Source organism: Streptomyces sp. TRD_SC_5 (genome assembly GCF_056836825.1).
In genome coordinates, this window is the sequence record NZ_JBWZZS010000001.1 from 5,512,764 (window position 1) to 5,526,740 (window position 13,977).

Sequence of the window (13,977 nt, forward strand, 5' to 3'; positions counted from 1 at the left end):
GCCTCACGCTTTCGTACCACCCCTAGACTGAACACCCAGCAGGTGGCTCACGCTCGAAAGGCGCCCCCGTGTCCATCGGCAACTCTCCCGAAGACGACCGGCCTTCGACCGAAGACGACCGGTCCTCGATCGAAGACGACCGGCCCTCGATCGGACGCGCTCTCCAGCAGGCCCGTGTGGACGCGGGGCTGACGGTCGACGAGGTCAGCGGCTCGACCCGGGTGCGCATCCCCATCGTGCACGCGATCGAGCAGGACGACTTCAGCCGCTGCGGCGGCGATGTGTACGCACGCGGACACATCCGTACGCTCGCGCGCGCCGTCGGCCTCGATCCGGACGCGCTGGTCGCGCAGTACGACGACGAGCACGGCGGACGTCCCGCACCCACGCCCGCGGCGCCGCTCTTCGAGGCGGAACGGATCCGTCCCGAGGCCCGCCGCCCCAACTGGACCGCGGCCATGGTCGCGGCCATCGTCGCCGTCGTCGGCTTCGTCGGTTTCACGCTCTTCAACGGCAATGACGGCAGCGGCGGCTCCAGGGACGTCGCCGGCTCCACGCCCGCCACCACGAAGCCGGCCAAGCCCACCCCGACCAAGCCCGCCGACCCCAAGCCCGACCCGTCGGACAGCGCCATCGCGGCGGTCCCGCAGGACAAGGTGACGGTCGCCCTCACCGCCAAGGACCGCAAGAGCTGGATCTCTGCGAAGGACCACAACGGCAGGCTGCTCTTCGACGGGCTGCTGCAGAAGGGCGAGTCCAAGACCTTCACCGACAAGGAGAAGATCGATCTCGTTCTGGGTGACGCCGGGGCGATGCAGCTCTTCGTGAACGGCAAGGAGGTCGGCGACGAGTTCCAGGCGGGACAGGTCGAGCGGCTGACGTACACGAAGGGCGACCCGGAGGTCGGCTGACCTGGTGTCCTTCCGGCCCGGCCCGGCCGGAAGGGACCGGGACGGAGCACGCGGCAGGGCCCGGCTCCGGGGGCGCCGGGCCCCCGTGGAACCCTCGCGGCGGGGGCGCGCGCCGGGACAAAGTAGTCTTGAGTCCATGCCCGAACGCCGCACCGTCGCCCTTGTCACTCTTGGCTGCGCCCGTAATGAGGTGGACTCGGAGGAGCTGGCAGGCCGCTTGGCAGCGGACGGCTGGCAGCTCGTCGAGGACGCCTCGGACGCGGACGTCGCCGTCGTCAACACCTGCGGATTCGTCGAAGCCGCCAAGAAGGACTCGGTCGACGCCCTGCTGGAAGCCAATGATCTGAAGGATCACGGCAAGACCCAGGCCGTCGTCGCCGTGGGCTGCATGGCCGAGCGGTACGGCAAGGAACTTCAGGAAGCGCTGCCCGAGGCCGACGGCGTACTCGGATTCGACGACTACGCCGACATCTCCGACCGCCTCCAGACCATCCTCAACGGCGGCATCCACGCCTCCCACACCCCGCGCGACCGGCGCAAGCTGCTGCCCATCAGCCCCTCCGAGCGCCAGGACGCCTCCGGCGCCTCAGATGTGGCGCTGCCCGGGCACGCGCAGGACACGCCTCCCGAGGACCTGCCCGAGGGGATCGCGCCGGCCTCCGGACCGCGTGCGCCGCTTCGGCAGCGTCTGGGGAACAGCCCCGTCGCTTCCGTGAAGCTCGCGTCCGGGTGCGACCGCAGGTGTTCCTTCTGCGCCATTCCGTCGTTCCGTGGATCGTTCATTTCGCGGCGCCCCTCCGACGTACTGGGGGAGACGCGCTGGCTGGCCGAGCAGGGAGTCAAGGAGATCATGCTGGTCTCCGAGAACAACACGTCGTACGGCAAGGACCTCGGCGACATCCGGCTCCTTGAGACGCTGCTGCCGGAGCTGGCGGACGTCGACGGGATCGAGCGGGTACGGGTCAGCTATTTGCAGCCCGCGGAGATGCGGCCGGGACTCATCGACGTACTGACGTCCACGCCGAAGATCGCGCCGTACTTCGACCTGTCCTTCCAGCACTCAGCGGCCGGTGTGCTGCGCTCGATGCGGCGCTTCGGTGACACCGACCGTTTCCTGGAGCTGCTGGAGACGATCCGCAGTAAGGCGCCGCAGGCCGGTGTGCGGTCCAACTTCATCGTCGGGTTCCCCGGTGAGAGCGAGGCGGACCTCGGTGAGCTGGAGCGCTTCCTCACCGGTGCGAGACTGGATGCGATCGGCGTCTTCGGCTACTCCGACGAGGAGGGCACCGAGGCCGTCACGTACGACAACAAGCTGGACGCCGAGGTCATCGCCGAGCGGCTCGAGCACATCTCGCGGCTCGCGGACGAGCTGACCGCCCAGCGGGCCGAGGAGCGGCTCGGCGAGACGGTCGAGGTGCTGGTCGAGTCGGTGGACGGTGAGGACGGCGCGGTGGGCCGCGCCGCGCACCAGGCGCCCGAGACGGACGGCCAGGTGCTGTTCACTTCGGGTGAAGGGCTTGCCGTCGGCCGTATGGTCGTCGCGAAGGTGGTCGGCACCGAAGGCGTGGACCTGGTGGCGGAACACAGCGACCTTCTGGGAGGCGACCCCCGCACCCCCTACGAGGAGGCAGTCAGATGACCGGAGTCCCGGCATCCGCTGCGGGTGGGACCGGCGCGAAGCCGGCGCCCGGCGGCAAGCTGGGCGCTGCGGCCGTCAATCAGGCCAGCCTGTGGAACATCGCCAACATCCTGACCATGATGCGGCTGGTGCTGGTGCCCGGCTTCGTGATGCTGATGCTCCAGGACGGTGGTTACGACCCGGCCTGGCGCGCCTGGGCGTGGGCGGCCTTCGCCGTCGCGATGATCACCGACATCTTCGACGGTCATCTGGCCCGTACGTACAACCTGGTCACCGACTTCGGGAAGATCGCCGACCCGATCGCCGACAAGGCGATCATGGGCGCGGCACTGATCTGCCTGTCGGCGCTCGGGGATCTGCCGTGGTGGGTGACGGGTGTGATCCTTTTCCGGGAGCTGGGCATCACGGTGCTGCGCTTCTGGGTGATCAGGCACGGGGTCATTCCGGCCAGTCGCGGCGGCAAGATGAAGACGCTCATGCAGGGCGTGGCGGTCGGGATGTATGTGCTGGCGCTCACGGGGCCGCTCGCTACGCTGCGGTTCTGGGTGATGGCGGCGGCGGTCGTGCTGACCGTGGTGACCGGGCTTGATTACGTGCGGCAGGCCGTGGTGCTGCGGCGGGCCGGGATCGCGGCGGAGGAGTCGTCCCGGTGACGGGCGGCAGTGCTGTACGGGCGAGTGCGGCTGCTGAGGTACTGGAGCTGCTGGCCGGACGGGGCGAGACCCTCGCTGTCGCCGAATCGCTCACCGGCGGTCTGGTGGCCGCGGAGCTGACGTCTGTGCCAGGTGCTTCAAGGGTCTTCCGCGGGGCTGTCACGGCGTACGCCACGGAGCTGAAGCGGGACATCCTGGGGGTCGACGCGGCACTCCTGGAGCAGCGCGGGGCCGTGGATCCGGAGGTCGCGCGGCAGATGGCGGCAGGAGTACGACGGGTGCTCGGGGCCGGCTGGGGCATCGCGACCACGGGTGTCGCGGGGCCCGAGGCCCAGGACGGGCAGCCCGTCGGAACGGTGTTCGTGGCGGTCGCCGGGCCGGACGGCGTCGGGAAAGTGGCCCGGTTGAGGTTGAACGGGGACCGGGCGGTAATCCGTATGGAGAGTGTACGGAGCGTACTGACTCTGCTCTCCGGCGAACTGAATGAAAATGCGCGGGCACAGGATACGGAACAGAACGGGGGGAATTGATGTTTGCAGCCCTGAGTGAACACGACATCGCTCCCCGCACGGCCGCAGCGCGAGGCGGTACGGTGGGGCGTGAAGGATACGGCTACGCGGTCCGAGGAGGGAGCCACCGATGATTCTGCTCCGTCGCCTGCTTGGTGACGTGCTGCGTCGGCAGCGCCAGCGCCAGGGCCGTACTCTGCGCGAAGTCTCCTCGTCCGCCCGAGTCTCACTCGGCTATCTGTCCGAGGTGGAGCGGGGGCAGAAGGAGGCATCCTCCGAGCTGCTCTCCGCTATCTGCGACGCGCTTGACGTACGGATGTCCGAGCTCATGCGCGAAGTGAGTGATGAGTTGTCGCTGGCCGAGCTGGCGGAGTCGGCTGCGAGCGAGCCGGTGCGTCCACCGGTACGCCCGATGCTGAATTCCGTTTCGGTGACGTCGGTGGCAGGTGTGCCACCGGAGCGGGTGACGATCAAGGCACCCGCGGAAGCGGTGGATGTGGTCGCCGCCTGACCGTGAGGCGCCTGACCGCGAGGAATGCGGTCAATCGTGGTCCGCTTGCGATCCGATGGCGGTCCGATTGCGGTCCGAGCTTGTGGGAGAGCCCCGGTGGGTCCTGAGGGACCCGCCGGGGCTCTTTCGTACCCGCTCCGTTTCACGCCTTCGTGTGACCGTTTTGTGGCATATGTGCCATGGTGGTGAGAACTGTGACAGGTCGGTTCTTGTCGCTTCCCGAGGAGGAAAACGGATGTCTGTCGTGAAGAGCGCCCTGCCCGAGGCGGACCTCAAGGTCGTGGGCGAGGCCCTGCAGGGCGCGCTCGTGGACCTGGTGGATCTTTCGCTGGTGGCCAAGCAGGTCCACTGGAACGTGGTGGGGCCGCGATTCCGGTCCGTACATCTGCAGCTCGACGACGTGGTGGCCACGGCGCGGCTGCACTCCGACTCGGTCGCGGAGCGGGCCTCGGCGCTGGGCGTCAATCCGGACGGGCGGTCCGCGAGCGTGGCGCGGGCGACGGCGATCCGGGAGGTGCCGTCGGGGTGGATCAAGGACGTGGACGCCGTACGGACCCTGGTGGACGCGCTCGGTGTCGTGGTCGGGCGCATGCGTGAGCGGATCGGCGTGACCGCTGAGCCGGATCCGGTGAGCCAGGACATCATCATTGGGCTTACGGCGGACCTCGAGAAACACGCGTGGATGTTCCAGGCCGAGAGCGTGTAGAGCCCGTAGGGCCCGTAGGTGGCGTGGGTCGCGCGGAGGGCGGGTGCGCCGGAGTGTGCTTCCTGTGCGCCCTCCCCTCGTGCGGCGGCGCCCGTCTAGCGTCGGCCGGAGGAGGCAGCCATGGCGTGGCGTGACTTCTGGGGACGCGGGGCGGTGCTGGTGCTCGGCGCGGTGTGGTGGTGCGCCGTGCTGCGGCTCGTGCTGTTGCCGGAGCGGGCGGGGGTCGTGGAGGGCGCGGTGGCGGCGGGCGGGTGGGGGCTCAGTCTGCTGCCGGTTCACGTGGTGCCGGCGGCTGCGGCCGGGGTGGGTCCGGGGCGCCGGGGCAGGCTCGGGCGTACGCCGGGGGGTGTCGCCTCGCGGCTTGCGGGGGCGTTGCGGCGTGGGGTCGGCGGGGCGTCGCGGCGCGCGGCTACCAGGGCATGGCGACGCCGCCGTTCGGGCGGAGGATCTGACCCGTCGTGAAGGCTGAGGCGTCCGACGCCAGGTGGAGGACGGCGTGGGCGATGTCCTCGGGCTCGCCGACGCGGCCCAGCGGGGACGCGCGGACCATGACGGTCTCGGCCCGGTGCTGGAGGGCCGCGTCGTGGCGGTCGGTCATGGGAGTGCGGATCCAGCCGGGGGCTACGGCGTTCACGCGGATGGAGTGCGGGCCGAGCTCCGTGGCGAGCGTCCGGGTGAGCTGTACGACGGCTGCCTTGGCCGTGCTGTAGCAGAGCAGGCCGGCGTTTGCGGCGTCGACCGCGCCCGACGCCATGGTGATGATGCTGCCGGGCGTCTTGGCGGCGATCATGGCGCGGGCCGCCTCTTGGCAGGCATACAGAACACCTTTGAAATTGACCGCCAGCACGCGGTCGAGGTCCTCGTCGCGGGTCTCCAGGACGCTGCTGCTGTGCATGATTCCGGCGATGGCCGCGAGGATGTCGAGACGGCCGGCTGCGGCGACCGCCTCCGCGAGGCGGGTGCGGTCGGTGACGTCGAGGGTGTGGGGGTGTGCGGAGCCGCCCGCCTTGGTGATCAGGGCGGTGGTCTCGTGGAGGCCGTCCTCGTCGCGGTCCGCGCAGTGGACGGTGGCGCCCGCTTCGGCGAGGAGGAGCGCGCTCGCCCGGCCTATGCCGCTCGCGGCGCCGGTGACGAGTGCGGTGCGGCCGGTGAGGTCGTACGCCTTGAGGGGCATGCGGGGACGGTACGACCGACCTGACGGGGCGTCAACTGGTGGGATGCGGTGGATGTGGCGTGCCGCGTCGGTCAGGGGGTCGGGCCCGACTGGCAGCGTGGGCACCAGTAGGTGGGGCGGAGGCGGCCGGCTTCGCCCTGGTCGGCGTGGCGGATCGTGGCGCCGCAGCGCAGGCAGGGGCGGCCGGCGCGGCCGTACACGTAGAGGAGGGGGGTGGAGGCGCGTTCGCGGAGGGTGGTGCGGCGGCCGAGGCGGTCGCGGTTGGCCTCCAGGAGGCGTTTGGCGGCGGCGACCAGGCGTTCCGGGGAGGGGAGTTCGCCGATGGGCAGCCAGGGGGTGGCGCGGGCGAAGAAGCACAGCTCCGACTTGTAGATGTTGCCGATGCCGGCGAGGTTGCGCTGGTCGAGGAGGGCTTCGCCGAGGGGGCGGGCGGGGTCGGCCAGGAGGCGGCGCAGTGCCTCCTCGGCGTCCCAGTCCGGGCCGAGGAGGTCGGGGCCGAGGTGGCCGACGGCCTGGGCTTCGTCCTGGGTCCGGATGAGTTCGAGTACGGGGAGGCGGTAGCCCACGGCGGTGCGCTCGGCGGTGCCGAGGATGGCGCGGATCTGGTGGGTGGGGCCGCCGCGCCATCGTTCGGCGGGGGCGTAGATCTTCCAGGCGCCGTCCATGCCGAGGTGGGAGTGGAGCGTGAGGCCGTCTTCGACGCGGGCGAGGAGGTGCTTGCCGCGAGGTGTGACGTCCAGGACGGTGCGGCCGGTCAGGTCGGCGGTGGCGAACCGGGGGACGCGGAGGTCGGCGCGGGTGAGTGGGTGTCCGGCGAGGGCGGAGTGCAGGCGCTGGGCGGCCTGCCAGACGGAGTCTCCTTCGGGCATGGGTCCATGATGCGGGGGAGCGGGGCGGGGTGCGGGTTCTTGACCTGGGGAGCGGAGCGGTTCTGCGGCTGGGCGGGGTGAGGCCGGCTGGGCCGGCGGGTGCCGGGCCGGCGATGCCCCGCGTGCTGTGGGCGCGTGGGGGTTCAGGGGCGGAGGCGCAGGCCTCGGGGGGTGGGGTGGAAGCCTGCTGCTTCCAGGGTTTTGCCCAGGGGGGAGGTCAGAGCGGGGGCGCCGTTGGTGCGTTCCACGGTGACCGTGCCCAGGGCACCCTGCCTGGCCGCCGTCGCCAGGGCTTCGGCCGCCGCGGTGAGACGGGGGTCGGGGGCCGACGGATCGTTCGGGTCGGTGGGCCAGGCCAGCAGGGTCTTGCCGCCGCGCTCCATGTAGAGCGTCAGCTCCCCGTCGACGAGCACGACCAGAGCCCCGGCTTTGCGGCCGGGTTTGTGGCCCGCGTCAGAGGGCGGTTCGGGCCACGGCAGGGCCGCGCCGTACGCGTTGGCCGGGTCGGCGGCGGCCAGGACCACCGCGCGGTTCGGGGAATCGGTTTCCGCGCGCTCGCGTGCGGTGGCTGCCGCGCGCAGGCGGTCGACCGCGCCGTCCATCGCGAACTGGGCGGCGCCGAGGCCCTCGACGACGTAACCGCGGCGCGCCTGTCCGCTGTCCTCGAACGCGGCCAGGATGCGGTACGTCGCCGAGAAGCCGCCCTCGACGCCTTCGGCGGCGACCGCGCCGCGCGTGACCACCCCGTGCCGGTCGAGCAGTGTGCGGGCGAGCGCGTGGGCGCGATGGGTCGGATCCGGTTCGTGGGCGGGGAGGAGGGACCAGCGGCCGGAGACCGTGGGCGGGCCGGTGCGGGAGGCGGGGCGGGCGGCCGCGCTGAGCGTGCCATAACGCCCGCGCGGGACCGTGCGTTTGGCGCGGTGAGCGGTGGAGCCCGCTGTACGGCCCGATCCGAGAAGGGAGCGCAGGGGCGCGAGCGTGTCGTTGGTGAGGCGGCCCGACCAGGCCAGGTCCCAGAGGCTGTCGGCCAGCTGCGGGTCGGTGCAGTCGGGGTGGGTGGTGGCACGGACCTGGTCGGCGATCTGGCGGAAGAACAGGCCGTACCCGCCGGAGAGGGTGGTGAGGACGGACTCGTGCAGCGCGGTGAGTTCGAGGGGGTGCGGCTGCGGGAGGAGCAGGGGCGCCGCGTCGGCGAGGTAGAGGGACACCCAGCCGTCCTTGCCGGGCAGGGCGCCCGATCCGGCCCACAGGATCTCGCCGGTGGTGGTCAGCTCGTCGAGCATGGCGGGTGAGTAGCCGGCGATGCGGGACGGGAGAACCAGTTTCTCGAGCGCGGACGCGGGGACGGAGGCGCCCTGCAGCTGCTCGACGGCGCGCACCAGTCCGTCGATTCCGCGCAGGCTGCTGCTGCCCAGGTGCTGCCACTGGGGGAGGAACGTGGCGAGCGCGGACGGCGGAACGGGCTCCAGCTCGTGCCGCAGGGCGGCGAGGGACCGGCGCCGGAGGCGGCGCAGCACTGTCGCGTCGCACCATTCCTGACCGATCCCGGCGGGGTGGAACTCGCCCTGTACGACGCGGCCGCTCGAGGTAAGCCGTTGCAGGGCCCCGTCCGTGACCGCCGCGCCGAGACCGAACCGGGCGGCGGCGGTGGCGGAGGTGAAGGGGCCGTGGGTGCGGGCGAATCGGGCCAGGAGATCGCCGAGCGGGTCCTTGACGGGCTCGGTGAACGCTTCGGGTACACCGACGGGGAGCGCGGTGCCGAGCGCGTCGCGCAGCCGGCCCGCGTCCTCGACGGCCGCCCAGTGGTCCGCCCCCGCGATACGGACCCGGATGGCCCGGCGGGAGGTCGACAGCGCCTCGGCCCACCCGGGCTCGGCGCCGCGCTCCGCCAGTTCGGCGCCGGTGAGCGGGCCCAGGACTCGCAGGAGGTCGGCGACGCCCTCGATGTCTTTGATACGGCGGTCTTCGGTGAGCCACTGGAGTTCCTGCTCCAGCTCGGTCAGGACATCGGCGTCGAGCAGCTCGCGCAGCTCCGCCTGACCGAGCAGTTCGGCCAGGAGCCGGGAGTCCAGGGAGAGCGCGGCGGCGCGCCGCTCGGCGAGCGGAGAGTCGCCCTCGTACAGGAACTGGGCGACGTAACCGAAGAGGAGGGAGCGCGCGAAGGGGGACGGCTCGGGGGTGGTGACCTCGACGAGCCGCACGCGGCGGGATTCGATGTCGCCCATGAGCTCGGTGAGGCCGGGTACGTCGAAGACGTCCTGGAGGCACTCCCGCACGGCTTCCAGGACGATCGGGAACGAGCCGAACTCCGACGCGACCTGGAGCAGCTGGGAAGCGCGCTGGCGCTGCTGCCACAGTGGGGTGCGCTTGCCTGGGCTGCGGCGCGGCAGCAGCAGGGCGCGGGCGGCGCACTCGCGGAAGCGGGCAGCGAAGAGCGCCGAGCCGCCGACCTGGTCGGTGACGATCTGGTTGATCTCGCCCTTGTCGAACGCGACGTCGGCGGCGCCGAGCGGGGCTTGGTCGCTGTCGAACTCCGCGCCCTGCCGGGACGGTCCGGACGGTTCGTCGTCGAGGAGGTCGAAGCCCATCAGGTCCGCGTCGGGCAGGCGCAGCACGATGCCGTCGTCGGCGTGCATGACCTGGGCGTCCATGCCGTACCGCTCGGTCAGGCGGGTGCCCAGGGCGAGCGCCCAGGGGGCGTGCACCTGCGCGCCGAAGGGGGAGTGGATGACAACCCGCCAGTCGCCCAGCTCGTCACGGAACCGCTCCACGACGATGGTGCGGTCGTCCGGGACGTGACCGGCGGCGCGGCGTTGCTCGTCGAGGTAGGAGATGACGTTCTCGGCGGCCCAGGCGTCGAGGCCGGCCGCCGTCAGGCGCAGCCGGGCGTCCTCGGGCGTGAGGGAACCGACCTCGCGGACGAACGCGCCCAGCGCACGGCCCAGTTCGAGGGGGCGGCCCAGCTGGTCGCCCTTCCAGAAGGGCAGCCTGCCCGGCACGCCGGGGGCGGGGGAGACCAGCACGCGGTCGCGCGTGATGTCCTCGATGCGCCATGACGTGGTGCCGAGGGTGAAGACATCGCCCACCCGGGATTCGTAGACCATCTCCTCGTCGAGCTCGCCGACGCGGCCGCCGCCCTTCTTTGGGTCGGCTCCGGCGAGGAAGACGCCGAAGAGCCCTCGGTCGGGGATGGTGCCGCCGGAAGTGACGGCGAGGCGCTGCGCCCCCGGGCGGCCGGTGACCGTACCGGCGATGCGGTCCCAGACGACGCGGGGGCGCAGTTCGGCGAAGGCGTCGGAGGGATAGCGGCCGGCGAGCATGTCGAGGACCGCCGTGAAGGCGGACTCGGGGAGCGAGGCGAAGGGGGCCGCACGGCGGACGACGGTGAGCAGGTCGTCGGCCTGCCAGGTGTCGAGCGCGACCATGGCGACGAGCTGCTGTGCCAGGACGTCGAGCGGGTTCGCGGGGACGCGCAGGGCCTCGATGGAGCCGCTGCGCATGCGCTCGGTGACGACGGCCGACTGGACGAGGTCGCCCCGGTACTTCGGGAAGACGACACCGGTCGAGACCGCGCCTACCTGGTGTCCCGCGCGTCCGACGCGCTGGAGGCCGGAGGCGACGGACGGCGGGGACTCGACCTGGACGACGAGATCCACCGCGCCCATGTCGATGCCCAGCTCGAGGCTGGAGGTGGCGACGACGGCGGGCAGCCGGCCGGCCTTCAGATCCTCCTCGACCTGGGCGCGCTGCTCCTTGGAGACCGAACCGTGGTGGGCGCGGGCGAGCAGGGGCGGGGCGCCCTTGGCGGCGCCGGCCTCAGCCATGATCTCGGCGGGGGAGTGGTGCTCGGGCAGGGTTTCGCCGGTGGCCCGTTCGTATGCGATCTCGTTGAGCCGGTTGCACAGGCGCTCGGCGAGGCGGCGGGAGTTCACGAAGACGATCGTCGAGCGGTGGGCCTGGACGAGGTCGGCGATGCGCTCCTCCACATGGGGCCAGATCGACGGCTTGTCGCCCGCGTCGTCGCCCTTGGCCGGGGCACCGCCCAACTCGCCCAGATCCTCCACGGGGACGACCACCGACAGGTCGAACTCCTTGCCCGAAGGAGGCTGGACGATCGCGGCCTGACGCTGCGGGGAGAGGAAACGGGCGACCTCGTCCACCGGCCGGACCGTTGCCGACAGGCCGATGCGGCGGGCGGGGCGCGGCAGCAACTCGTCAAGCCGCTCCAGGGACACGGCGAGATGCGCGCCGCGCTTGGTCCCCGCGACTGCGTGCACCTCGTCGAGGATCACCGTCTCGATGCCGGACAGGGCGTCGCGGGCGGCGGACGTGAGCATCAGGAACAGTGACTCGGGTGTGGTGATGAGGATGTCCGGCGGCTTCGTCGCCAGCGACCGCCGCTCGGCGGCAGGGGTGTCGCCGGAGCGGATGCCGACGCGGACGTCGGGCTCGGTCATCCCCAGCCGGACGGCCTCCTGGCGGATGCCGGTGAGCGGGCTGCGGAGGTTGCGCTCGACATCGACCGCCAGGGCCTTGAGGGGCGATACGTACAGCACCCGGCAGCGCTTCTTGGGGTCCGCGGGCGGGGGCTTGGACGCCAGATCGTCGAGGGCGGCCAGAAACGCGGCCAGGGTCTTGCCGGACCCGGTCGGGGCCACGACCAGGACGTCGGAACCCTCCGAGATGGCCTGCCAGGCACCTTCCTGCGCCGCGGTGGGCGCGCTGAAGGCCCCCGTGAACCAGCCGCGGGTCGCGGGGGAGAAGGAGTCGAGCGCAGTCCTGGACATGTCCCCCATCGTGCACCCGACCACTGACAACGGGTGTCCAGGACATGGACGTGCAGGTCAGCGGCGTGGGGGACGGGCGCAGAATGGCCTTATGGCGAAGGAGTCAGCGCGAGAGGTGCGAGACGCGGGCGGAGCCGGCCGGGTCGGCGGGGCCGGCGGAGTAAGTGGAGCCGACGGGGCCGGTTGGGCCGACGGGGCCGGCGGGGCTAGTGGGGCGCTGGAGCCGCGCGAGGTGGGAGAGGCGCGCGTGGCGAAAGGCGGGAAGGGCGAGTGGGCGCGCCACTGGCGGTATCCGGGAGTGCCCGGCCTCGACCTGCTGCAGGCCCGCTACGTGCGCCATTCCTTCTCGCGTCACAGCCATGAGGGATTCGTCTTCGGCGCGGTCTTCCGCGGGATCGAGGACGTGGTCATGCCGCAGGGCACGATCAGGGCACGCCCCGGCACCGTCGTCATGATCAACCCGGAGGTGCCGCACTCCGCCCACGCGGGCGTGCCCGAGGGCTGGTCGTACGCCACCCTGTATCCCTCGGCGCAGGTGGTCGCCGGCATCGCCGACGAGACGACGAGCCTGCGGGGAACAGCGGGTTTCGCGGAGACCATCGTCGAGGACCCCGACACCGCTCGGCTCATACGTGCCGTACACAAGGCGGCCGAAGAGGGCAACGCGCTCGCCGCCGACAGTCTGCTCCGTATCGCCGTGGCCAGGCTGCTCTGCCGGCACGGCCAGAGCCTGCCCGTGCGTGCGCCGACCGCGGCGGGTGCCCGCACGGCGGCTCTCGCGAAGAGCCTCCTCGAGGAGCGCATGGCCGAGCCCCCTTCCCTGGAACAGCTCGCGAACGAACTCGGGACCGGTCCGTTCGCGCTCCTGCGCGCGTTCAAGTCGGCGTACGGCATGCCGCCGCACACCTGGCTCACCAACGCGCGCGTGCGCAGCGCCCGGCGGCTCCTGGAGGCCGGCACGGCCCCCGTGGAGGCCGCCGCCGCGGTCGGGTTCAGCGACCAGCCGCACCTGAACCGGCACTTCACCCGGATCGTCGGGGTGCCGCCCGGCGCATACCAGCGGGAGCGCGCAAGAACGTACAAGACCGGTCGCGGCCGCCCGTCGTAGTGTCCCGGACGTGGCAGAACAGACAGCATCTCCAGCGATACGCACAGAGCCAGAACCCCTCGCGGCCAAACCGGACAGCGCCGTCGTCCGTGACGCGCTCGGCGTGGGCGTCGCGGTCGGGCTCTCCGGCTTCGCCTTCGGCGTGACCTCCGCGGGGTCGGGCCTCAGCCTGCTCCAGACCTGCGCCCTCAGCCTCCTCGTCTTCACCGGTGCCTCGCAGTTCGCGCTCGTCGGCGCGCTCGCGGCGGGCGGCAATCCGTTCACCGCCGCCGCGGGCGCCTTCTTCCTCGGCGTACGCAATGCCTTCTACGGGTTGCGGCTGTCCCAGCTGCTGGCCCTGCCGCGTTTCGTACGCCCCTTCGCCGCTCACTGGGTGATCGACGAGACGACGGCCGTGACGCTCGCGCAGCCCTCGCGGCGCAGTGCCCGGCTCGGGTTCACTGTCACCGGGCTGACGCTGTACGTGCTGTGGAATCTCACCACCCTGGTGGGCGCCCTCGGCGCGGAGGCCATCGGCGACACCGACGCGTGGGGCCTGGACGCCGCGAGCCCCGCCGTGTTCCTCGCACTGCTGGCTCCCATGCTCCGCACCGGCACGGAACGGGCTGTCGCGGGTCTCGCGGTGCTCCTGCTCCTCGGGTTCCTGCCGGTTCTGCCCGCGGGCGTGCCGGTGCTCGTCGCCGCCCTCGCCGCCCCCGCCCTGCTCTGCGTACAGGGCCGCAGGGCACGCCACACCGCGAAGGAGGCCGGACGATGAGCGTCTGGATCGCGATCGGCGCCACCGCCGTCGGCTGCTACCTCGTCAAACTGCTCGGCCTGCTGGTTCCGGCGGGGGCCCTTGAGCGCCCGCTCGTGAAGCGCCTTGCCGCCCTGTTGCCCGTGGCCCTGCTCGCCGCGCTCACCGCCCAGCAGACCTTCAGCACCGGCCAGCACCTCGTGCTCGACGCGAGGGGCGCGGGGCTCGCTGCGGCGGCGCTCGCGCTTGTCCTGCGCGCCCCCTTCCTCGTCGTGGTGGGGGCCGCCGTAGCCGTCACGGCGGGCGTACGGGCGATCAGCGGCTGAGGCGAGGCCATGCCGCTGTCAGCCCGCCGCCCGGGCCCGCGCCGGGCG

General features: G+C 72.0%; 13 protein-coding genes. 10 read left to right on the forward strand and 3 right to left on the reverse strand.

Annotated elements, in window-relative coordinates; all coding sequences use genetic code 11:
- Positions 1 to 68 precede the first annotated feature (68 nt).
- The 7 genes from AC1P0E_RS25330 to AC1P0E_RS25360 all read left to right on the forward strand — a co-directional run bounded on the left by AC1P0E_RS25330 (position 69) and on the right by AC1P0E_RS25360 (position 5,391).
- Complete coding sequence (locus AC1P0E_RS25330) at positions 69 to 911, forward strand: helix-turn-helix domain-containing protein (RefSeq protein WP_482744413.1); 843 nt, start codon at positions 69 to 71, stop codon at positions 909 to 911.
- Positions 912 to 1,047: 136 nt separating this feature from the next.
- Positions 1,048 to 2,550, forward strand: a complete 1,503-nt coding sequence (gene rimO, locus AC1P0E_RS25335; protein ID WP_482744414.1) for a 30S ribosomal protein S12 methylthiotransferase RimO — start codon at positions 1,048 to 1,050, stop codon at positions 2,548 to 2,550.
- Positions 2,547 to 3,203: a CDP-diacylglycerol--glycerol-3-phosphate 3-phosphatidyltransferase gene (pgsA, locus tag AC1P0E_RS25340; protein WP_482744415.1), complete on the forward strand. Its 657-nt coding sequence runs from the start codon at positions 2,547 to 2,549 to the stop codon at positions 3,201 to 3,203. Before rimO ends, pgsA begins: the two co-directional genes overlap by 4 nt.
- Complete coding sequence (locus AC1P0E_RS25345) at positions 3,200 to 3,733, forward strand: CinA family protein (protein ID WP_482744416.1); 534 nt, start codon at positions 3,200 to 3,202, stop codon at positions 3,731 to 3,733. Before pgsA ends, AC1P0E_RS25345 begins: the two co-directional genes overlap by 4 nt.
- Before the next feature lie 109 nt (positions 3,734 to 3,842).
- A complete protein-coding gene (locus AC1P0E_RS25350) occupies positions 3,843 to 4,223 on the forward strand; it encodes a helix-turn-helix domain-containing protein (RefSeq protein WP_028814221.1) in 381 nt (126 codons plus the stop codon).
- Between the two features lie 235 nt (positions 4,224 to 4,458).
- Positions 4,459 to 4,929 carry a Dps family protein gene (locus AC1P0E_RS25355; protein ID WP_482744417.1) on the forward strand — a complete coding sequence of 157 codons (471 nt, stop codon included), beginning with the start codon at positions 4,459 to 4,461 and terminating at the stop codon, positions 4,927 to 4,929.
- Between the two features lie 120 nt (positions 4,930 to 5,049).
- Positions 5,050 to 5,391 (forward strand): hypothetical protein, encoded by a 342-nt coding sequence (locus AC1P0E_RS25360; RefSeq protein ID WP_482744418.1) that lies wholly within the window; start codon positions 5,050 to 5,052, stop codon positions 5,389 to 5,391.
- Here the strand turns inward: AC1P0E_RS25360 and AC1P0E_RS25365 are convergent.
- From AC1P0E_RS25365 to AC1P0E_RS25375, 3 genes are all read right to left on the reverse strand, one after another.
- Positions 5,339 to 6,103 carry an SDR family NAD(P)-dependent oxidoreductase gene (locus AC1P0E_RS25365; RefSeq protein WP_482744419.1) on the reverse strand — a complete coding sequence of 255 codons (765 nt, stop codon included), beginning with the start codon at positions 6,101 to 6,103 and terminating at the stop codon, positions 5,339 to 5,341. The genes AC1P0E_RS25360 and AC1P0E_RS25365 overlap by 53 nt on opposite strands.
- A 71-nt stretch (positions 6,104 to 6,174) precedes the next feature.
- Positions 6,175 to 6,972 (reverse strand): Fpg/Nei family DNA glycosylase, encoded by a 798-nt coding sequence (locus AC1P0E_RS25370; protein WP_482744420.1) that lies wholly within the window; start codon positions 6,970 to 6,972, stop codon positions 6,175 to 6,177.
- A gap of 143 nt (positions 6,973 to 7,115) precedes the next feature.
- Positions 7,116 to 11,759, reverse strand: a complete 4,644-nt coding sequence (locus tag AC1P0E_RS25375; RefSeq protein WP_482744421.1) for an Lhr family ATP-dependent helicase — start codon at positions 11,757 to 11,759, stop codon at positions 7,116 to 7,118.
- Between the two features lie 247 nt (positions 11,760 to 12,006).
- On the opposite strand from AC1P0E_RS25375, the gene AC1P0E_RS25380 reads away from it, so the two are divergent.
- From AC1P0E_RS25380 to AC1P0E_RS25390, 3 genes are read left to right on the forward strand one after another with little or no spacing between them, the layout of a single operon-like run.
- On the forward strand, positions 12,007 to 12,867 hold the full coding sequence (locus AC1P0E_RS25380; protein WP_482744422.1) for a helix-turn-helix domain-containing protein: 861 nt from the start codon (positions 12,007 to 12,009) through the stop codon (positions 12,865 to 12,867).
- A gap of 10 nt (positions 12,868 to 12,877) precedes the next feature.
- Positions 12,878 to 13,624 (forward strand): AzlC family ABC transporter permease, encoded by a 747-nt coding sequence (locus AC1P0E_RS25385; protein WP_482744423.1) that lies wholly within the window; start codon positions 12,878 to 12,880, stop codon positions 13,622 to 13,624.
- Positions 13,621 to 13,929: an AzlD domain-containing protein gene (locus AC1P0E_RS25390; RefSeq protein WP_482744424.1), complete on the forward strand. Its 309-nt coding sequence runs from the start codon at positions 13,621 to 13,623 to the stop codon at positions 13,927 to 13,929. Before AC1P0E_RS25385 ends, AC1P0E_RS25390 begins: the two co-directional genes overlap by 4 nt.
- The last annotated feature ends 48 nt before the right edge of the window (positions 13,930 to 13,977 follow it).